This window comes from Streptomyces sp. 147326 (assembly GCF_045000215.1).
In the GTDB taxonomy this organism is placed as follows: domain Bacteria; phylum Actinomycetota; class Actinomycetes; order Streptomycetales; family Streptomycetaceae; genus Streptomyces.
In genome coordinates this window covers 789,704-809,669 of record NZ_CP134201.1, presented here as the reverse complement: position 1 = coordinate 809,669, position 19,966 = coordinate 789,704, and the positions used below count along the sequence as shown (strand labels likewise).

Sequence of the window (19,966 nt, the reverse complement as noted above, 5' to 3'; positions counted from 1 at the left end):
CAAGACCCCGACAGACCCGACAGACCCGACAGACACAGAGGGACGCACGACCCATGACAACTGACAGCACCCAGCCGCCCGACTCCCCGGCCATCGCCGTCCAGGACGTACACAAACGCTACGGCGACCGCCAGGCGGTGGACGGGGTGTCCCTCGAGGTGCGCCGGGGCGAGTTCTTCGGGCTGCTCGGCCCCAACGGGGCGGGCAAGACCACCCTCATAGAGATCATGGAGGGGCTGCGGCAGGCCGACGACGGCACGGTCCGCGTCCTCGGCCAGAGCCCCTGGCCCCGCAACACGGCCCTGCTGCCCCGGATGGGCGTGCAGACCCAGGCCTCGGCCTTCTTCGTACGGCAGAGCGCGCGCGAGCACCTCGTCACGGTCGCCGGTCTCTACCGCTGCGACCCGGCGGCCGCCGACCGCACGCTGGAGAGCGTCGGGCTCACCGAGCAGCGTGACGTCATGGTGGAGAACCTCTCCGGCGGCCAGCGCCAGCGCCTGGCCATCGCCTCGGCCCTCGTCCACAGCCCGGAGCTGATCTTCCTGGACGAGCCGACGGCCGCCCTGGACCCGCAGGCCCGCCGCGATCTGTGGGAGGTGCTGCGCGCCCTCAAGAGCGAGGGCCGCACCATCGTCTACACGACCCATCACCTCGACGAGGCCGAGGCGTTGTGCGACCGCGTCGCGATCCTCGTCGGCGGCCGGATCGCCGCCCTCGACTCGCCGCACCGGCTGGTCGCCGCGGCCGGAGCGCCGTCGCGCCTGCTGCTGCCGGTGGGACGGATCGGCGTCGAGGAGGCCGCGGCGCTGCCCGGCGTGGACCGGGCCGTCCTGCAGGGCGGCTCCCTGGTGCTGGAGACCACGGCGCCGGGCAGGGTGCTGCAGGCCGTGGACGCACTCACCGGGCTGGACGGGGTGATGACCCGTACGGCGACGCTGGAGGACGTCTACCTCGAACTCACCGGCGCCGCAGCACACCCCGGCCCCCGGATCGGGCCCCAGGCAGGCCCCCACACGCAGACGGAGCACCAGGCATGAGCGCATACACCGCCCTGACCGCCGCCGGCTACCGGGCGCAGGTCCGGGACAAGGCCACCCTCTTCTTCACCTTCGCCTTCCCGCTGCTCTTCCTGGTCGTCTTCGGCCTGATCTTCAGCGGGCAGGACGTCGAGGAGACCGGCCGCCCCTACATCTCGTACATCGCGCCCGGGGTGATGTCGTGGGGCGTCGCCAACGCGGCCGTCTTCGGCATCGCGTTCACGCTGATGCAGTGGCGGCGCGACGACCTGCTGCGGCTGATCCGGCTGACGCCGACCCCGCTGACCACCGTCCTCGCCTCGCGGTACGTGCTGGCCCTGGGCGTGGGCGTGGTGCAGGCCGCGGTGTTCGTCGCCGTGGCGATGCTCCCCGGCTTCGGGCTGGTCCTGGACGGGCGCTGGCCGCTGGTGCTGCCCTCCCTGGTCCTCGGGATCACGGCGTTCCTCGCGATCGGCGTGATCGTCGGCACGTACGCGAACACCCCGGAGGCCGTGGCCGCCATCGCCAACTGCCTGATGGTGCCGATGGCCTTCCTGTCCGGCTCGTTCCTGCCCCTCGACATGATGCCGTCGTGGCTCCAGTCCGTCTCGCGCGTGCTGCCGCTGCGCTACCTCAACGACGCGGCGACCGGCGCGCTCACCGGCACCGGCTCCCTCACCGCCGTCTGGACGGGATGGGCCGCCCTGCTCGGCTTCGCCCTCCTCTTCGGTGCGATCGGCCTGAAGACCTTCCGCTGGAGCAACCGGACATGACGACGACCTCCGCACGTCCGCCCGCCCCCGACGGGACGCCCCTGGAGGCGGCGAGACGGGACCTCGCGCGGGCGCTGGAGCCGCTCGGCGCCGTCGTGGTGACCCTGGGCGTCCACGACGCCCTGGGGCCGCGCGCCGCCGATCCGTTCGCGGCCGTCCGGCCCGGCGCGAGCGTGCACCTCACGGCGCGCGAGGTGCTCGTCGGCCCGTGGGGCGGTGACGGCACCGCACCGGCGTGCGGCCGGTGCCTGGCCATGCGCCGCCAGCGGCTGCGCAGCAGGAGCGAGCGCGACGCGCTGGAGACGGGCGTCGGGCCGGGCACGCCCGCCGGTCCCGAGTGGCCGCGGCTGTCCCCGTACGCGCACGACGCGGTGTACGCGCTGCACGAGGCCGTCCACGGCGGCCGGGCCGGCCCACCCGCAGGGGAGGCCGCCGACCGGACCCTGCCCCAGGTGTCCCGGCTGGACCTGGAGACGCTGCGGATCCGCACGTACCCGCTGCTGGCCGACCCGCTGTGCCCGGACTGCGGTCCCCGGGGCACCGACGCACCCCGGCCCTTCGCGCCCGCGTCCCGGCCCAAGTCCGACCCGGGCGCGCAGCGGCTGCGGGCCGCGTCCTCGTACCCGATGCCGTACACGGCGCTGGCCAATCCGGTGACGGGGGTGCTCGGCGGCGGCACCTGGATCAACGTCACCTCGCCGACCACCGCCCCGGTCGCCGGGAGCGTCTTCATGCGCGGGTACGCGGGACTGACGGACGTGACCTGGAGCGGGCAGGCCAACAGCTTCACCGCGAGCCGCGACCTCGCGCACCTGGAGGGACTGGAACGGTACGCCGGAACCCACCGCCGCACCGGGAACACCCTGCTCACCGCCTCGTACGCGGAGCTGGGCGAGCGCGCGCTCGATCCGGCCGAGTGCGGCTTCTACGCCCCGGGGACCTACCGCGACGACCCGCTCGTGTCCCCCTTCGATCCGGAACGGCCGATACCGTGGGTGTACGGGCACTCGCTGCGCGACGACCGCCCCGTCCTGGTCCCGGCCCGGCTGGTGCACTACAGCGCCGGGCTCGCCGCCGACAACTTCGTCTTCGAGTGCTCCAACGGCTGCGCCATCGGCAGCTGCACGGAAGAGGCGCTGCTGGGCGCGCTGCTCGAACTCGTGGAACGGGACGCGTTCCTGATCGCCTGGTACGCCGGACTGCCGCTGACCGAGATCGACCTGGCGACGGTGCCGGGAACGGCGGTGCGCACGATGGCCGACCGGGCGGCGCTCCAGGGGTACGACGTGCACGCATTCGACAACCGCATCGACCTGGCCGTGCCCGTGGTGACCGGGCTGGCGGTGCGGCGCGACGGCGGCCCGGGGCTGTTCTCCTTCGGCGCCGGAGCCGCGCTCGATCCGGCGACGGCGGTGGAGGCGGCCCTGTCGGAGGTGCTCACCTACATTCCGCACCTGCCCCGCCAGGTCGAGGAGCGGCGCGGCGAACTGGAGGCGATGGCCGAGGACTTCAGCCGGGTGCTGCACCTGAAGGACCACGCCCAGCTGTACGGCCTGCCGGCCATGGCGGAGCACGTGCGGCCCTACCGGGAGCCCGCGGCCGTGCGCACGATGGAGGACGCTTACCGGTCCTGGACGGAGCACGGCCGGCCGCGGACCGGCGATCTGCGCGACGATCTGCTGTGCGTCGTGGACGGGTTGGTCCGGGCGGGCCACGACGTGATCGCCGTCGACCAGACCACGCCGGAACAGCGGCGGATCGGGCTGCACACGGTCTGCGCGGTGGTGCCGGGACTGCTGCCGATCGACTTCGGCTGGTCCCGGCAGCGGGCCCCGTACCTGCCGCGCCTGCGGACCGCTCCGCGGCGCGCGGGGCTGCGGGCGGCCGACCTCACCGAGGCCGACATCCGCATGGTCCCGCACCCCTTCCCGTAGCTCCCGCACACGGGCGGATGCCCCGGTCCTCGCGTGGGCGAGGGCCGGGGCATCCGTGTGTCCGCTGCCCGACGGGTCAGGCGGAGCAGGAGGTGGTGCTGGTGGTCGAGGAACACGTCGAGGTGGAGCTGCAGCTCGTGGAACCGGCGAGCACGACCTCGCTGGCGTCCGAGTAGTCGGAGATCTCGAAGGTCTCGGACTCCAGCTCCAGGATCTCGTCCGCGAGCGAGGCGAGCGGCGACTTCTCCATGATGACTCCTTCTGTACGGGGGCCGGCACCGGGCCGTGCTGTGCCTGCCCCCATCAGAACGGGTCCCGCCTGCAACGGACCCGTCGTGCCGCTGACACTCCGCTGTCACGAGGTGTCAGCGCCCTGCCGTACCCGCTCCCGCCCCGTCGGCCGATCATGGCGGGATGACCGGTCACGCACCCGCACCGCTCGCCCGACTCGACGCGCACCTGCGCGACATGACGACGTTCTACCTGGAACTGCACCGGGATCCGGAGCTGTCCGGAGCGGAACGGCGCACGGCGGACCGCTTCGCCGGGCGGCTGGAGGCGGCGGGCTGCGCGACCACGCGCGGCATCGGCGGGCACGGCGTCGCCGGGGTGCTGCGCAACGGCGACGGACCCACGGTCCTGCTCCGGGCCGAACTCGACGCCCTGCCCGTACGGGAGACGAGCGGGCTGCCGTACGCGGCCGACGGCGAGGCGGCCCACGCCTGCGGACACGATCTGCACCTGGCCGCGGCGGCGGGCACCGCCGCGCTGCTGGCCGGGGCGCCGCAGGCCTGGCGCGGCACCCTCCTGGTGGTGGGGCAGCCGGCCGAGGAGACCCTCGAAGGGGCCCGGGCGATGCTGGCCGACGGCCTCTACCGGCGGTGCGGCCGCCCGGACGACGTACTGGCCCAGCACGCCGCGCCGCTGCCGGCCGGGATGATCGCGCACGCGTACGGGCCCATGACGGCCGGCAGCGTCACCTACCGGGTGGTCGTGCACGGCCGGGGCGGGCACGCGGGCGCCCCGCACCTCGCCGTGGACCCGGTGGTGGCGGCGGCCCACGTGGTGACCCGGCTCCAGACGGTGGTGGCACGGGAGGCCGCCCCGGCGGATCAGGTGGCGGTGACCGTCGGCTCGTTCCGGGCCGGCGACCGGGCGAACGTCATCCCGGACCGAGCCGAACTGGCCCTCACCGTCAGGGCGGTGAGCGAGGCCTCGCTGGCCCGGGCCGCCGAGGCCGTCGAGCGGATCGTCCGCGCCGAGTGCGCGGCCGCGGCCTGCCCCCGGGAACCCGAGATCGTCCGGACCTCCTCCTCCCCGGTCACCCACCCCGATCCGGGGGTCACGGCGGCCCTACGGGAGGCGCACGCGGCCGAGTTCGGGCCGGAACGGGTGACGATGTGGCCGCCCTCGCTCGCCACGGAGGACTTCGCCCTGTTCGGCGACGCGGGCCTGGACGTGCACGGCGAGCGGGGCATCCGGCTCGGCTACTGGATGCTCGGCACGATCGGCCCGGCCGCATGGTCCCGCGCCCCCGGCACGACGGCGGCCGAGAAGCTGGCCGCCCTGCCGGCCAACCACGCACCGGACTTCGCCCCCGACGCCCGCACCGCCCTGCCGGCCGGCATCCGCGCCCTGACGAGCGCGGCACTGGCCCGGCTCGGCTCGCCCTGAACGAGGCGGGGGAGCGAAGTTGCGGTGTCCGGGCCCGCATCCTCAGCCGTGGTGGTGGCCCTGTCCCTGGCCGTGCCCCTGCCCGTGTTGCTCGTACAGCCGGTCCGCGAGCAGGGCGTGAGCGAGGGTGCCGCCCGCGCGGACGGAGGCGGTCACGAACGCCGTCTCCGAGAGCTCCTCGGCGGTGACCCCGTGCCGGCGGGCGGCGGCGGTGTGCACGTCCAGGCAGTAGGAGCACTGGGTGACGAGCGCGACCGCCACCGATATCAGCTCGCGGTAGCGGCGCGGCACCGCGCCGTCCTCCCGGTCCACGGCCTGCTGGAAGGCGAGCCAGGCGGCGAACTCCGCCGGGGCGTTGCCGCCCACCGAGCGGGCGCGGTGCAGGTCGTCGGGGTGTGCGTACACGGTGGCTCCAGACACGAGGGAGGCGGCGGGCCCGTCGCCCGGCGCCTGCCACCACCTCACCGCGGAGGTCGGGGCCGCGTCCAGGACCGGTTGCGCGGGTATGGGTTCGGTATCGGTATCGTGGCCGGTCATGGACCTGCGGGCGTTGCGCTGTTTCGTCGCGGTGGCCGAGGAGGGCCACTTCGGGCGGGCCGCCGCGCGCCTTCACCTGGCCCAGCCGCCGCTCAGCCGGCGCATCCGGGAGCTGGAGGCCGACCTCGGATGCCGCCTCTTCGACCGCGTCCCCACCGGGGCGCGGCTCACCCCCGCCGGCGAGGTGCTGCTCGCGGAGGCGCGGGACCTGCTGGAGCGCGCCGAGCGGGCCCGCGAGCGGGTCCGCGCCGCGGAGGCCGGACGGGTCCTCGTACTCGGCGTGGTCGCGGGCGCCGGGCTGGAGGTCGGACCGCCGGCGCTGGCCGCGCTGCGGCGCGAGCGCCCCGGAGTACGGGTCAGGCTGCGCGAGGCGCCCGTCACCGATCCCTCGGCCGGACTGCGCGAGGGCCGGGTGGACCTGGCGCTGACCCGGCTGCCCTTCGACACCGCGGGGCTGACGGTGCGCCCGCTCGGCGAAGAGCAGGTGGTGGCGGCCGTTCCCGCCGAGGATCCGCTGGCGGCCCGGGCCCGCGTGCGGGTCGCGGAGCTGGCCGGCCGGCCGCGTTTCCGCCTCCCGCGGGGCACCGACGCCCGGTGGCGCGGCTACTGGTTCGCGGCCGCGGAGGACGCGCCGGGCCCGGTGGTGGCGACCGTGGAGGAGTGCCTGCACGCCGTCGTCTGGGAGGGCGCCGTCGGGCTCCTGCCCACCGGGGCCGCGCTGCGCCACGCCCGCCCCGGAGTCGCCTTCGTACCGGTCGACGGCCATCCGCCGAGCCGTATCGTCACCGCCTGGCGCACGGCCGTCCCCGACCCGACGGCCGAGGCCCTCGCGGACGCCCTCCGCACCGCCGCGGCGCGGGTGTGGCCGCGGCAGCCCGCCGGGGCGGGCACCTCGTCGGAGTCCTGACGGGCGGGCGGGCCCGGTCCGTTGTCAGCGGGGGCTGTCAACATCGCCCTCATGATGCGATTCGAGTGGCGCCCTTTCCTCGAGCGGTGGAGCGGCGAGTGGGCCGACGCGTACGACCCGGAACACGACGGACTGCCGGGCGCGGAGGACTGGCGTGCGGCCCGCTGGCTGGGCCGTGAGCCGGCGGACGAGGCCGGGATCGCCGCTGCCGAGGCCCGTCTCGGCGCCACCCTTCCCCCGTCGCTGCGGTCCTTCCTCGCGGTCACCGACGGCTGGCACCGAGCGGGCAACTTCGTCTGGCGACTGGCCGGTTGCGAGGACCTCCGCTGGTGCGACGACCCGCACGACATGCGGGGGACATGGCTGGACGGCGCCGGGGACGACGCCGACGAGGACCTGGTCCGCGAAGCGGGCCTGTGGTCCCGCTCGCTCCAACTGGCCACCGAATCCGACATGGTGGACGTCCTGCTGGACCCGGAGGACGTGGACGAACGGGGGGAGTGGGCCGTGTACACCTGGGCGCCCTGGCGCGGGAGCCCACCGGAACGCCTCCCGTCCTTCCGCCACTTCATGGAGGACGCGTACCGGGAGTTCCACTCCATGGCCTCGGACCGGCCGGCCTTCGCGAACGAGACCACCCGGGCCATGGACGACCGGGTCGAGCAGGCCCGGCTGGCCGCCCTGTGCGGCGCGTACGAAGCCGCCCAGGAAGCCCTGTCCGAGGCCCGCGCGTTCGGTCGGCCGGGGGCGGCGCGGCTCCTGGAACAGATCGGCGTCCTGCGCGGCACGGCCACCGGAGCCGAGGCGGGGGCCTCGCTCTCCGATCCGTACGTCGCCCACGAAGCGGTGCCGCTGACCTGCCGGGCGGAGCCGCGGTACGGAACGCATCAGGAGGAGTCGCTGACGCGCCGGTATCCCGAGGAGGACCGGCCCGTGGTGGCCGCGACCCTGCGGGCGATCCATGAGGCGACGTTCCGGTACCAGGCGGACGGAGCCTTCGGAGAGGCCGTGGAGAGCGCACGCGCGCTGGCCCGGCGGGCGGAGCCGGAGGCGGCCTGGCGGACGCTCGCCGCCGCGGTGCCCGCGTGGACCCCCCGGTCCGCCGACCACATCGCCCCCGTGGGCCTGCTCGCGGACCCGTACCTGGGTCCGGTCCTCACCCCGGAGCGCGGCCGCGTCCTGCTGGCCACCCCACGCGGCCCCGGCGCCACCAAGGCCGCCCCGCCCGCCACCGGGTCCGCTCCCGCCGACGGTCTGGGGTGGCTCGCGGAGGAATCCCGCAGTGGCTTCCGGATGGTGCTGATCGCAGGCGTGGAGCCGTCCGAGGTCCCGCACCGGCTCGGCGCCGGCGATGCGAGCGTCCGCCCGGCCCTGACCCCGGGCGACGCAGGGGCGCACCCGGACGGAGAGCCGTGGGAGAACCGGACGGTGGCCCGGTTCGGCGCGGCGGGCGACGGCTGGGCCTTCGCCCACTCCGACCGGGGCATCGACGCCGCCACCCAGGCGCGCTTCGCGTCACCCGCCACGGAGGCCTCCCGCGGGACGCGGGCCCTGACGCTGACGTACGAACCGCAGTGGGGCCCCGATCTCCCCGCGGCCTTCCACTTCTCCTGCGCGGAGAACGGAGAGCAGCGCTACGGCCTGACGGTCCGGGGCGAGTCGCGGACGACGACCGGGGAGATACCGGCAGGGCTCACGCCCGTCGGCCTCTTCGCGGGGCGGACCCTCTCCGAGGGGCTCCGTACGGCGCTCGACTCGATCGCCGCGCACTTCGGGGTCACGGTGTCACGGGAGGCCGTGTGCCACGGCCGCCTGGACGGCTTCGAGACCCGCAGCTGGCTCCGCGAGCCGCACTCCGGTGAGGGCTATGCCTACTGGACCCGTTCCTGACCCGCTAGGTGTCCGCCGTCCCGCCGCCGCGAGCCCGCCCCGGGCTCACGTCCGCGGCCGGCGGGTGGCCCGCCAGGTCGGACGGCGGCGGGAGAGACGCGGCCCCCGCCCCGTCGGCGACGGCGTGGCCAGTGCGAACGTCACGGTGATGTGCGCGCCGCCCAGAGGGCTGCGCGTGATCCGCATTGCGCCGCCCGTCGCGGTCGCGGCCCGCTGCGCGATGTCCAGACCCAGCCCGGTGGATCCGGTGCTGCTCCCGCGGGAGAGGGCCCGGTCCGGGTCCGGGATGCCCGGCCCGCCGTCCTCCACGACCAGCTCCACGGCGTGGGCGGTACGCACGACGCGGACGCCGAACGGGGTCCCTGACGCGGTGTGGCGGAAGATGTTGCCGATGAGCGCGTCCACCACGGCGGCGACGTCGTCCTCGGAGAGGCCCACGGCCGTGGGTTCCTGGGTGAGGTCGAGGGAACAGCACCGCTGCTGCTGCTCCGCCAGGACCGCCCAGAAGGCGGTGCGGCGGCGGACGACGTCGGCCGCCTCGCAGCGGGGGCCGGGCGCCCCCTTGCCGACGGCGCGGTCGCCCGTGGGAGGTTCGGCGGCGAGCATGCCCTGGCCCATGGGTCCCACGGCGAGCGGAGTGCGCGCCGTGGCGATGATGGCCTGGAGTTCCGTCTCCAGTTCGCCGACCGCGGCTTCGACCCTGGCCGATTCCGGTGTGCCGGCCATCCGCTCCGATGCCAGGTGCAGGGCGGTCAGCGGGGTGCGCAGCCGGTGGGACAGGTCGGCGACGAGTTCGCGTTCGACGGCGAGCAGTTCGGTCATCCGGTGGGCCATCGCGTTGAAGGCCACGCCCGCCTCGCGCAGTTCCTTGGGCCCCATCGGGTCCACACGGGTGTCCAGGTCGCCCTGGCCGAGTGCGCGCGATGCCTGGGCGAGCCGCTTGGAGGACCTGACGACCTTCGCACCGAGGCGGTCGGCGACCAGCACGGATCCGCCGATCAGTCCCACGGCGAGGAAGAGCATGACCGCCCAGGACTCCTTGACGCCGCGGGTCAGTTCCTCCTCGGGCACGAAGTTCTCGATGACGGCGACCTGCTCCCCGGGAAGCACCACCGGCTGCAGGCATATCCAGCCGTGCGGAACCTCCTGCGAGATGGACTCGCGCCCCCGCTGTGCCCGTTCGAGCAGTTCCGCGGGGGCCTTGGAGCTGCCGAGGGGCCCGGTGTCGGGCAGGTGGACGACCAGGTGCTCGGCGGCGTCCAGGCTCGCGGCGGACTCGCGCAGGGCCGCCGCGTCCGTGGTCAGTGCGAGGACGGGCGCCAGGGCGGCGGCACGCTGCTCGGCCGCGGTGACCCCCTGTTCCTTGACGAGCGACATCACCAGTGCGGCCAGCGGTATGAGGAAGGAGAGGGCGACCATGGAGGTCACGGCGAGCGCCACTCCGGCCAGTGAGCGTCTCAACGCGGCGCCACCAGTTTGATGCCGACGCCGCGGACGGTCAGCAGGTACCGCGGGGCCGCCGCGCGTTCGCCCAGCTTGCGGCGCAGGGACGACAGGTGCACGTCGACGGTCTGGTCGTCCACGTACGGCTCGCGCCAGACCTCGGTCAGCAGGCGGCGCTTGGAGACGACCTGGCCGGTGTGATGGGCGAGGAACGCCAGCAGGTCGAACTCCCGGCGGGTGAGGCGGAGCTCCCGGCCCGCCAGGTACGCGGTGCGCGCGCCCGGGTCCACGGCCAGTTCACCCACGGTGGTGGGGCGCAGCGGTTCGGCGGCCGGTGCCACCGGTGCGCCCGCCGGGGCACCGGTCGGCGGCACGTGGCTCGTGCGCCGCAGCACGGCGGAGAGGCGCGCGATGAGCTGCCCCCCGGAGAAGGGCTTGACCAGGTAGTCGTCGGCGCCCGCGTTGAGGAGCTTGATGATTTCGGTCTCGTCGTCGCGGGCGGTGGCCACCAGTACGGGAACGGAGGATATGCCGCGGATCATGCGCAGTGCGTCTCCTCCGTCCAGATCGGGCAGTCCCAGGTCGAGGACCACAGCGTCGACGGGGGCCTGGGTGACCTCGCGCAGGGCGCCGAACCCGTCGCCGGCGCTGCGCACGGCATACCCGTGCTCCGCCAGGACCTCGATCAGTGACTGGCGGATGCTGGGGTCGTCTTCGACGACCAGGACGCTCGGCATGCGCACACCTTAGGGGCTCCCGCGCCTAGTGGGCGTCGAAGGCCGGGCCGTCACCGGTGACGCGCAGCCGCACGGGACGGTCGGAGACCGGGATGGTGCAGCCGTCCTGGGTGCTGCAGGTCGCGTAGCCGAGCAGCAGGGTCGCGTTCCCGTCCCCGTCGGCGCGGACCGGGAGGGTGGTGGTGACGGGGCCGTCGGGGTAGACGGGGACCGGGGCGTCGACACCGGGCACGCTGATGGACCGTACGTCCTGGGCGGCCGTCAGCTTGCCCTCGGCCCTGAGGACCCCCGAGACGGACATCGCGGTCGGGCGGCCCACGTCCTCGATGCCGGTCGCCGGCAGGTCGATGCTGTAGAGGTGGAACCCCTTGCGTTCGGGCGTGAAGACCGCGGTGACGGTGCCCTTCGAGGCGTGCCAGTCGGACACCGAGAGGGTGACGGTGACTCCGTTCTCGGTGAAGCGCGTGGTGGGCGCGGTGGGCGCGGTGGGCGCGGTGGTGCCGGCGCCGGCACCGGGGCCCTTGGCAGCGGGCTGCTGGCCGCATGCCGCGAGCCCGCGGCCAGGCAGACGAGGGCGGCCGCGATGCGGGGCTTCCGGGAATGCCTGACATGCATGGAAAGGTTCATGGGTGTCTCTGCACTTCTGTGTCACGGATCACGGATCACGGATCACGGATCACGCGGCCGGCTCGAATCACGGGATCGAATCGGTTCTTCGCCTTCGAGGCGTACGGCGGCTCTAGAGGGCCGTGCTGAAGTTCGCGCTCCACAACTGCATGCGGTACACGAGGTCGTTCCACACCCCGGTGGCCAGCAGCACGCCCACCAGCACGAGCATGCCGCCGCCGATCCGCAGCACCCACGAGTAGTGGCGTTTGACCAGGCCGAACGCGCCCAGGGCGCGCCGGAACGCCAGCGCCGCCAGGAGGAACGGCAGGCCCAGCCCGAGGCAGTACGCCGCCATCAGCAGGGCGCCGCGGGCCGCGCTCGCCTCGGTCCACGCGAGCGCCTGGACGGCGGCCAGCGTCGGGCCGATGCACGGGGTCCAGCCAACCGCGAACGCCGCTCCCAGTACGGGCGCCCCGGCGAGCCCGAGAGCGGGGCGCCGGTGGCTGCGGAACTCCCGCCGGGTGAACCCCGGCAGGACCCCCATGAAGGACAGCCCCATGAGCACGGTGAAGACGCCGAGCACCTGCGTGACCATCTCCTGGTGGGCGAGGAGGGTACGGCCGAAGTAGCCGAACAGGGCGCCTCCGGAGACGAGTACCGCGGTGAAGCCCAGGACGAACAGCAGCGCCCCGGTCGCCATGCGGCTGCGGCGCCCGCCGCGCGCCTCCGCCAGGTCGGCGACCGACAGACTGGTCACGTAGCTGAGGTAGCCGGGTACGAGCGGCAGTACGCACGGCGACAGGAAGGAGACGAGCCCCGCGACGAACGCCACGGGGGCCGCGATGGCCAGCGTGCCGTTCACCAGGGAGGGGGCGTCCGCGAGGGCGAGCGTCCGGTACGCGACGGCCGCCCCCGTCACGACTCCTCCTCCACGACGCGCGCGAGCAGGGGCCGCAGCTGCTCGTCGGTGACGGCGCCGCCGATGGCGACGGCGATGCGTCCGCGGCGGTCGATCACGAGGGTCGAGGGGATCGCCTGCGGGTTGAGCAGCTCGGGAGGGAAGCGGAGCAGGAGTTCGCCGGAAGGGTCGTGGAGGCTGGGGAAGCCCAGGCCGTGCTCGCGCACGAACGACCGGGCCGCCGTCAGGTCCGGGTCCCGCGTGTTGATGCCGAGGAACCGGACCTCCTCGGCCGGGGTCTCCCGGCTGAGCCGCGCCAGGTCCTGGGCCTCCGCCCGGCAGGGGCCGCACCAGGAGCCCCAGACGTTGAGGACGACGACCTGGCCCCGGAACCGGGCGAGACCGACAGGCTCCCCGTCCAGGTCGTCGCCGGCCAGCGCGGGCGCGTCCTGCCGGGCGCCGGGGTCCAGGACCTTCGCCTCGGAGGCCCTGGCCACGCCGGCCCGGCCGTCCGGTGCCCCGGAACCGCCGTCGTCCGTCGCGAGGCCGGCGAGGAGCAGACCGGCCGCCACCGCGAGGCCCGCTCCGGCGGGAACCACCAGGGCCCTGCGGGCCGATCTCCGCATTCGTCTCATGACGCCCACTTGCGCAGGAAGGAGTTGATGCCGTCCGCGGTCAGGGACGGGTTGCCCGTGACGTGGGTGTCGGTGCGCACCGTGCCGGAGGAGGAGACGACGACCAGTACGGGCATCGTGTACGTCCCGCCGGACGGGCTGTACTTGCGCAGGAGCGCCGAGTTGGCGGAACTGTTGCCGCCGATGTCGATCTTGACGAGGTGGTACGAGGCCCCGAGGATCCCCGCGGTCTGCGGCTGGGCGAACACCTTGTCGGCGGCCTTGCAGTTGCCGCACCAGTTCGCGCCGAAGTCGAGCAGTACCGCCCGCCCGTCGGCCTTGGCCGCCCGCAGGGCCGCCTCGATCTGCTTCTGCGCGTCGGCCGAACTGTCGTAACCGGGTCCGGGTATCCGGGCCGGCTCGGGCGCGGCGGACGTACGGGTCGGCTTGGCCGACGTCCGGGCGGGGGAGGCCGGCGCGGACGCGGCACGCGAGGGGGTGGCGGACGCGGACGGCGAGGCCGAGGCGCTCGGGGAGGCCTCGGCGGACGCGGACGCGGACGCGGACTCCGACGCGGAGGGGAGGGCCGCCTCCACGGACTGTCCGGCCGTGGACGGCGCCGCGGAACCGGCGGGCTGGGAGGCCGGCCCGCAGGCGGCGGTCAGCCCCGCCGCGACCACGGCGGCGGCGACCAGCGGCAGTCGTGTCCCCAGGGGCGCGGCGGCGCGGGGCGCCGTCGTACGGCGGTCGGTGCGAACGGGTCGGAGCGGGCGAGAAGTCATGGCGAAGACACCCCAAGGCACGATGCGGACTGCGGGAAGGGCCGAATGCCTCCCGGCTCGGCGGAACCGGCGGCCCGGGGGTTCGCCGGGTGCGGTTCCCCGGCGCCGAGGGCCGCTCGGCTGACGCGAGCATAGGCCCCGTCAGGGCCTGTGGAACCGCCTCGGCGCGATCTTGAGGTTGCCCTAAGGAAACGCTCACCTTCCGCTTCGCCGGAGCACGGCGCACGAGGGCGTACAAGACCCTGAAGCGCCCCCATCGGACCGCGTCAGAAAGAGGATTCGCGGACGCTCGCCTTCGCCGTGGGGACGATCGTCGCCGTGACCACCGACCGGTGGTCGGCGCCGGAGAACGTGACGGTGAGGGTGTCGTCCGAGGTCTGCGCGGTGGTGGCCTTGAAGCCGCGGCTGGGGATCGCGGAGATCAGGCACACGCCCCGGCTGCCGTACCGCACCGTCACCTTGCCGCCGGTGGAGGGGACGGTGTGCAGGCCCGCTCCGCCCTCCTCGCAGTCCACGGCGGTCTTCGGAGCGGTGGTCCGGGGGGTTCCCGGCGAGGCCTTGGCGGGGGTCGCGGCCGAGGGGGTCGGGCGCTGCGTCACGGTGGGCGAGGGGCTCGCGGACGGGGACGGCGTGACCGGTGCCGGGCTGCCCGCCTCCCAGGCCGGAGGCGTGTCGATGACCACCGGGGCGGACCGTGCGACCGGGGGCGTATGCCTGGTCGAGCCGACCACGAACTGGACCGTGGCGAGCACGGCGGTCACGCTGGTGGCCGTGCACGACAGCCATATGAACAGGTAACGCGGAATCCGGGGCACGGCCCCATAGTGACCGACCCGCCGCCCGGCCCGTCACCGCCTCCCCCTCGAAGAGCCCGAGCCCCCGCGTGCGGGCCCGCCGCCGGCCGGTGAACGCCGACGTCCTCCGACCCGTGGGACGGGTCGGAGGACGTGGTGGGGGGCGGCTGGTTCGTTCGGTACGCGGGGTTTGGCCGGTCCGGGTCTCGCTACTTCGGAGTGCCGAAGTTCTGCGTCCACCACGGGCCGCCGTCGCCCTTGTGGGCGCCGATGCCGATTTCCTTGAAGGAGCAGTTGAGGATGTTCGCCCGGTGGCCGGAGCTGTTCATCCACGCCTTCATGACCGAGTCGGGGTCGGCCTGACCCCGGGCTATGTTCTCGCCCAGGCGGGACCACCCGTATCCGGCGGCCTCCACCCGGCTGGTCATCGTGGACCCGTCGGGGCCGGTGTGCGACATGACGCCGCTACGGGCCATGGTGTCGCTGTACGTCCGTGCGGCGGCGCTCAGCTTGGCGTTCATGGTCAGCGCGCCGCACCCGGCTGCGGCCCGCTCCTTGTTGACCAGGGCGAGGACCGCGGACTCGGCATCGCCGTTGACGGTGCCGGAACCTGAGCCACCCGAACCGCCCGAGCCACCCGAACCGCCCGAGCCCCCGGAACCGCCGCCCGTGGTGGTGGAGGGCTTGCGCGTCGGGTCGGCGGCCCGGGTCGACGCCGGCTTGGCCGGAGTGCTGCTCTCCGCCGTGTCGGGCTCCGGCGGAGCGGCGGACTCGGAGGCCCCGGCGTCCGGTGTGCCGGACGGGCTCGGGCTCGCCGTGGCCGTGGCGTCGGTGGCGGGCGTGGGGACGGCAGGGGAGGGTGCCGACCCCACGCCGTCACCGGTCCCCGCGGTCCCGGCCGAGGCACCGGCGGCGCCGTCGGCCCGCCGGTCTCTGCCGGCATCACCGTCGGAGTCGGCCACGGCGACCCCGACCGCCACCGCCGCGGCCGCCGCGGTGACGGACAGGACGATGCGGGTGCGCACCGTCCTCTTCCGTCGCGCCTCGGCGCGGGACGGCGTTTCGGGAGTGTGGCTGCGGCTCATGACGGTTACACCTCACAGGAGAAGGGGAGGAGGGGGAGTCCGGCTGAGCCTAGGTCGCCGACCAGCGAAACGAGCGCGCTGGAGGGGTTCTTCAGGTTCCCCTAAGGAAACCCGCAGGGCCAACACAGGGACGAGCCGGACAATCGCCCCAACTCGGCTGGCCCGGCATGCGCGTTGCCGAGCGGCGGAGTTCAGTCTCGGCCTGGATGCGGCGGCCCGCGGGCTCAGGAGCGGCCGGGCAGCCGGTGCAGAACGATGTCGTGCAGGGCGCCGTCCGCGACCGTGAGGGTCAGGAAGGTGTGGTGGGGCTGTCTCCGGCGGTCCGTCGGAGAGCCGGGGTTGAGCAGCCGGAGCCCGCTCGGGGCCGTGGAGTCCCACGGGATGTGGCTGTGGCCGAACACCAGGACGTCCGCGTCGGGGAAGCGTGCGGCGCAGCGCTTCTCGCGCCCGTCGGCCGGCCCGGTCTCGTGGACGACGGCGAAGCGCAGGCCGCCGAGTTCGGCGCGGGCGACCTCGGGCAGTCTGCCGCGCAGGGCGGGCCCGTCGTTGTTGCCGTACACCGCGATCAGGCGCCGCGACCTCGACTCCAGCAGGTCGAGCGTGGCCTCGTCGGTCCAGTCCCCGGCGTGGACCACCGCGTCGGCCTCGCCGACGGCCGTCAGCAGGTCCTCGGGCAGGTGCCGGGCCCGCGCGGGTACGTGGGTGTCGGAGGTCAGCAGCAGCCTCATGGGTTCACCGTAGACGAGGGGGCCGTCGCCTCGTGGAGGAACGGGAACGCGCTCCCGGTGTCAGCCGGCGGTCAGGTCGATGGCGTCGGCCGCCTCCCGGACCTCCGCGTTCTGGTGGCCGCGCAGGGCGCGGACGGCGGCTCTCCAGGGACCCGGCCAGTTCAGGCCGGGGCCGAGGGCGGCGGCGAGGGCCGCGGCGAACAGCCCGTCGGGCGGTGTGCCGGCGGACAGGGTGCGTACGGTCCCCAGCGCCCCCTCCGCCTGCTGCATCGTGCAGGAGGCGTGGCGGTGCCGCTGGTGCAGCCGTTCGGCGCTGCGCCCGGCCAGCGCGGGGCGGTCCGCGACGGCGGCGCTCAGCTCGCGGCAGGCCGCGGTCAGTCCGGCTTCCGGCGCGGCCCGGTCGACGGCCCGGACGAGCAGCGAGACGCGCAGGTCGGTCAGCCGCGGTTCGGCGGCCAACTGCCGGGCGAGCGGGGCGCACAACCGGTCGGGCACCGTGACCATGATCGAGCCGAGGAGGTAGTGCATCCGATGGCGGGCGGGCCGCTCGGGACCGTCGGCGTCGCCGCCCTCCGACGCGCCGTCCTCCGAGGCCATGGCCGTCAGCAGCCGGGCGACCGTCTCGTGGAGGGCACTGCCGGGGGCCGCTCCGCCCGCCGGATGGGGCTGCTCCGATCCGGCGATGCGCAGCAGGGTCCTGCCGGCCTCCCAGGTGAGGGGGGAGGTCAGGTCGGTGATCATGTCCGTGAGCGTCCCGGTGACGGCGGGCGTGTAAGCGGCCCATTCCTCCAGGGTCCAGAACACGCTCTGGGTCGTGAAATCGTCGGCGGTGGCGAGCAGACGGGTGATCAGCCGGCCGTAACGGGACCGGTGCTCGGGAGCCACTTCGGCCGGGTTGCGCAGCACGGCGCGGCGGGCGTTTTCCGGGCCGTCGGCGACGGCGGACTCCAGCAGTGACCACGCCGCTTCGGCGGGGAGCAGGGCAGGAGCCAGGGCGACGGCGGCGGTCCGCAGGTCCGGATGGGCGCGGGCGTCGAGCGCAGCCCCGGCGAGGAGCCGAGCGGCGTCGTCCGGCGGGAGGTGGCGGGCGGCGAGCCGCGCCGCCGACTTGCGGACGGTGACCTTCACCCCGCTTTCACGGGTGAGCAGTTCGCGCAGCACGGCGGCGAGGGCGTCCGGGCGGGCCCGGAGCGCCACCTGGTCGGCGACCGCCCAGAGCGCGGCCGCGTCGTCCGCGCCGGCGCTGTCGAGCAGCAGGCGCAGGGCGGCGTCCGGTGCGTCGCCGACTGCGGCGGCCGCCAGCGCGGCGGGATCCGCTCCCGGTGCGTCGGCGCCGCCGTACCGCCGGACGAGCTCGTACCCGTGTCCCGGGACCCCGGCCGCCTCGCGGAGCAGCGCGGCCCGGTCGTCCAGGGACCGGCCCGGGTCGGCGAGTGCAGTCTCCGCCAGGCGCACGGCGGCCCGCTGCTGGCGGGGCAGCCACCGGTCCGCACGGCGGAAGCGGGGCAGCGCACGGGCCGTGCCGGGCGCCGGGAACCGGCCGGTGGGCGGCGGGTCGGACAGCGCGCGGTCCAGCAGGTCGGTGCGGTCGGCGGCGAGCACGTCGAGCACGGGGCCGAGTGCTACCGCGGAGGGCTCCCGCTCCAGGAGTACGGCGACCCGCCCGGCCCGCGTCGCCGGGTCGGCCAGCCAGGCCGCGGCCAGGTCGGGGTAGGCGCCGTCGGGGCAGTCGCGCAGGCTCTCGGCGAGGCGGTCCTGCAGCTCGGGGACCCGGCGCGCCCGGTTGCCGAACGCCTCGACCAGGGCGAGCAGCGGTGTGTGGTCGCCCCGCCCGGCCGCGGTGTCCAGCCAGGGCCGTACGGCGTCGAGCACGACGCTTTCGCGGCCGTCGCGCAGCGCCCGGTCCAGCCGGACGGCGGGTGCGAGCGAGCCGGTGTGGGCGGTGAGGGCCCCCAGCAGGTGGACGGCGAGCCCGAGGAGTTCCTCGTCGGCCGAGGAGTTGAGGAGGGCGAGGGCGAGGGTGTGGACGGCGGTCCGGGTGGCCGGCGAGCAGTCGCGTGCGCGCAGGGCGTCCAGGCAGAGCTGCTGCAGGTCGTCGCGGCCGGCCCGGCCCACGGGCCCGGCGAGGGCCGCCGCGAGCAGCGGCGCGCGCAGGGCGGCGAAGGCCTCCAGGGCGGACCGGCGTACGGGGTCGCGCTCGTTGCGCAGCCGGCGCGCGGCCAGGTCCAGTACGGCTGCCACCTCCGCGGGATCCGCCGCGTACCCGGCGTTGGACATCACCTGCTGCCAGGCGAACGCCCGGTCATCGGCGTCTCCGGAGCCGGTCGCGTCGAGGAGTTCCGGCCGGGCCTCGGCCGGCGGGAGCATGGCGAGGGCGGGCCACACCTCGAACGCGGCCCATCGTTCGGCGCGTCCCCGCGCGACTTCCTCCCGTGCCACGGCGTGCCGTTCGGCCTCCGGCAGCAGGGCCAGTACGCCGTCGGGGACGCCGCGCGGGGCGTGGCCCGGGCGTGCGGCGGCGACTGCGCCGTCGAAGGCCGCCCGGTCCGCGGGCGGCACCGCGCGCAGCATGGTGACGTAGGCGCCCCGGTGGGACCAGCGGGCGGCGAGCCGGTGCAGGGACGGCGGTGCGGCCGCGACCAGCCGGCGGAGCACGGCCGGGTTCGGGGTGCGCTCCCAGCGGATGCTCTGCCGGCCGGGGTCGGCGAGCCAGCGGGCGGTCCGCTCGGCGTCCGCGTCGACGAGGTCGGCGAGCCGGTCGTGCAGCGGGTCGGGCAGGTCCCCGGGGCCGTGGCGTTCGAGGAGGTCCAGTACGCGGGCGGGGGCGGCGGGCAGGGCCGCCGCGATCCCGTTGGCGTGATGCGGCCACCAGCTGCCCCGCAGACGGGGGGAGAGCGAGTCGAGATCGCGTTCGGCCTGGTCGAGCACGGCCGCCGGATGGCGGCGGGCCAGCAGGCTCCAGCCCTCGAACGCGACGGCGTCGGCGAGCTCGGGCAGCATCCGGGCGGTGAACTCCGTGGAGCAGCCCGGCAGCAGCAGGGCCGCGTCCCGGTCGCCGCGTTCGGCCCGCAGTCGCAGCAGCAGGCGCTCGGCGAGGGCGGGGCGGCTGCCGTCGCGCAGCAGCCGGGCGAGGTCGGCGCGGACCACGGCCGGAGCGTCGTCGTACGCGGCTTCGACGGCCCCGTCGGGGACGGCCGAAGCGCGGGCGCCGCGCAGGGCGTAGCGCCGCACGACCGGGTCGGGGTCGGCCAGGCGCGCGGCGAGGTGGTCGGTGTCCGCCCCGGCCAGGGCGGCGAGCGCGCCGAGCCGCCGTTCGTACGGGCCGAGCCGGTCGAGTGCGGTGAGCAGCGGCCTGAGCTCACCGCGGGCGGCCAGCGCGTGCGCGGTGACGGCGGTGTGCCGCAGGCGGGCCTTGTGCGGCAGGGAGTCGAGTGAGGAGAGCAGCTGTTCGACGGTGGTGATCATCGGGACGGATTGTCACCGACACCCGCCCCCGAGTCCTACCGAATATCGGCGCGGCCCTCGGTGCTGCTACCGGACCGGCG

18 protein-coding genes are annotated in these 19,966 nt (G+C 75.2%); 6 read left to right on the top strand and 12 right to left on the bottom strand.

Annotated features, from left to right (window positions below; genetic code table 11):
- The first annotated feature begins 53 nt into the window (after nucleotides 1–53).
- The 3 genes from RIU97_RS03935 to RIU97_RS03925 are packed head-to-tail and all read left to right on the top strand — an operon-like array spanning nucleotide 54 to nucleotide 3,723.
- Nucleotides 54–1,037 (top strand): ABC transporter ATP-binding protein, encoded by a 984-nt coding sequence (locus RIU97_RS03935; protein ID WP_404953356.1) that lies wholly within the window; start codon nucleotides 54–56, stop codon nucleotides 1,035–1,037.
- On the top strand, nucleotides 1,034–1,789 hold the full coding sequence (locus tag RIU97_RS03930) for an ABC transporter permease (protein ID WP_404953355.1): 756 nt from the start codon (nucleotides 1,034–1,036) through the stop codon (nucleotides 1,787–1,789). Before RIU97_RS03935 ends, RIU97_RS03930 begins: the two co-directional genes overlap by 4 nt.
- A complete protein-coding gene (locus RIU97_RS03925) occupies nucleotides 1,786–3,723 on the top strand; it encodes a TOMM precursor leader peptide-binding protein (RefSeq protein ID WP_404953354.1) in 1,938 nt (645 codons plus the stop codon). Before RIU97_RS03930 ends, RIU97_RS03925 begins: the two co-directional genes overlap by 4 nt.
- A gap of 76 nt (nucleotides 3,724–3,799) precedes the next feature.
- On the opposite strand, the gene RIU97_RS03920 is transcribed toward RIU97_RS03925, so the two are convergent.
- Nucleotides 3,800–3,973: a thiazolylpeptide-type bacteriocin gene (locus RIU97_RS03920; RefSeq protein ID WP_007268044.1), complete on the bottom strand. Its 174-nt coding sequence runs from the start codon at nucleotides 3,971–3,973 to the stop codon at nucleotides 3,800–3,802.
- A gap of 164 nt (nucleotides 3,974–4,137) precedes the next feature.
- Here RIU97_RS03920 and RIU97_RS03915 point away from each other — a divergent pair, with 164 nt between their 5' ends.
- On the top strand, nucleotides 4,138–5,397 hold the full coding sequence (locus RIU97_RS03915; RefSeq protein ID WP_404953353.1) for an amidohydrolase: 1,260 nt from the start codon (nucleotides 4,138–4,140) through the stop codon (nucleotides 5,395–5,397).
- Between the two features lie 42 nt (nucleotides 5,398–5,439).
- On the opposite strand, the gene RIU97_RS03910 is transcribed toward RIU97_RS03915, so the two are convergent.
- The gene (locus RIU97_RS03910) at nucleotides 5,440–5,934 is read right to left on the bottom strand and encodes a carboxymuconolactone decarboxylase family protein (protein ID WP_404953352.1); all 495 of its coding nucleotides are present in this window, start codon (nucleotides 5,932–5,934) and stop codon (nucleotides 5,440–5,442) included.
- On the opposite strand from RIU97_RS03910, the gene RIU97_RS03905 reads away from it, so the two are divergent.
- Together RIU97_RS03905 and RIU97_RS03900 are read left to right on the top strand one after the other, a co-directional pair.
- On the top strand, nucleotides 5,933–6,841 hold the full coding sequence (locus RIU97_RS03905) for a LysR family transcriptional regulator (protein ID WP_404953351.1): 909 nt from the start codon (nucleotides 5,933–5,935) through the stop codon (nucleotides 6,839–6,841). The two genes, RIU97_RS03910 and RIU97_RS03905, sit on opposite strands and share 2 nt — an antisense overlap.
- Nucleotides 6,842–6,892: 51 nt before the next feature.
- Entirely contained in the window at nucleotides 6,893–8,731 is a 1,839-nt protein-coding gene (locus RIU97_RS03900) for an SMI1/KNR4 family protein (protein WP_404953350.1), read from the top strand.
- Nucleotides 8,732–8,776: 45 nt separating this feature from the next.
- On the opposite strand, the gene RIU97_RS03895 is transcribed toward RIU97_RS03900, so the two are convergent.
- From RIU97_RS03895 to RIU97_RS03850, 10 genes are all read right to left on the bottom strand, one after another.
- Entirely contained in the window at nucleotides 8,777–10,192 is a 1,416-nt protein-coding gene (locus RIU97_RS03895; RefSeq protein ID WP_404953349.1) for an ATP-binding protein, read from the bottom strand.
- Nucleotides 10,189–10,911: a response regulator transcription factor gene (locus RIU97_RS03890; protein ID WP_404953348.1), complete on the bottom strand. Its 723-nt coding sequence runs from the start codon at nucleotides 10,909–10,911 to the stop codon at nucleotides 10,189–10,191. Before RIU97_RS03890 ends, RIU97_RS03895 begins: the two co-directional genes overlap by 4 nt.
- A gap of 25 nt (nucleotides 10,912–10,936) precedes the next feature.
- Nucleotides 10,937–11,338, bottom strand: coding sequence for a hypothetical protein (locus tag RIU97_RS03885; protein WP_404953347.1), 402 nt, complete (start codon nucleotides 11,336–11,338; stop codon nucleotides 10,937–10,939).
- Between the two features lie 312 nt (nucleotides 11,339–11,650).
- Nucleotides 11,651–12,439, bottom strand: a complete 789-nt coding sequence (locus RIU97_RS03880) for a cytochrome c biogenesis CcdA family protein (RefSeq protein WP_404953346.1) — start codon at nucleotides 12,437–12,439, stop codon at nucleotides 11,651–11,653.
- A complete protein-coding gene (locus RIU97_RS03875) occupies nucleotides 12,436–13,053 on the bottom strand; it encodes a TlpA family protein disulfide reductase (RefSeq protein ID WP_404953345.1) in 618 nt (205 codons plus the stop codon). The genes RIU97_RS03880 and RIU97_RS03875 overlap by 4 nt, the downstream gene beginning before the upstream one ends.
- Nucleotides 13,050–13,814: a thioredoxin family protein gene (locus RIU97_RS03870; RefSeq protein WP_404953344.1), complete on the bottom strand. Its 765-nt coding sequence runs from the start codon at nucleotides 13,812–13,814 to the stop codon at nucleotides 13,050–13,052. The genes RIU97_RS03875 and RIU97_RS03870 overlap by 4 nt, the downstream gene beginning before the upstream one ends.
- Before the next feature lie 266 nt (nucleotides 13,815–14,080).
- On the bottom strand, nucleotides 14,081–14,629 hold the full coding sequence (locus RIU97_RS03865) for a hypothetical protein (protein WP_404953343.1): 549 nt from the start codon (nucleotides 14,627–14,629) through the stop codon (nucleotides 14,081–14,083).
- A 188-nt stretch (nucleotides 14,630–14,817) separates the two neighbouring features.
- Entirely contained in the window at nucleotides 14,818–15,693 is an 876-nt protein-coding gene (locus RIU97_RS03860; protein ID WP_404953342.1) for a CAP domain-containing protein, read from the bottom strand.
- Nucleotides 15,694–15,917: 224 nt separating this feature from the next.
- Complete coding sequence (locus tag RIU97_RS03855) at nucleotides 15,918–16,421, bottom strand: metallophosphoesterase family protein (RefSeq protein ID WP_404953341.1); 504 nt, start codon at nucleotides 16,419–16,421, stop codon at nucleotides 15,918–15,920.
- A gap of 60 nt (nucleotides 16,422–16,481) precedes the next feature.
- A complete protein-coding gene (locus RIU97_RS03850; RefSeq protein ID WP_404953340.1) occupies nucleotides 16,482–19,886 on the bottom strand; it encodes a hypothetical protein in 3,405 nt (1,134 codons plus the stop codon).
- Nucleotides 19,887–19,966 lie beyond the last annotated feature (80 nt).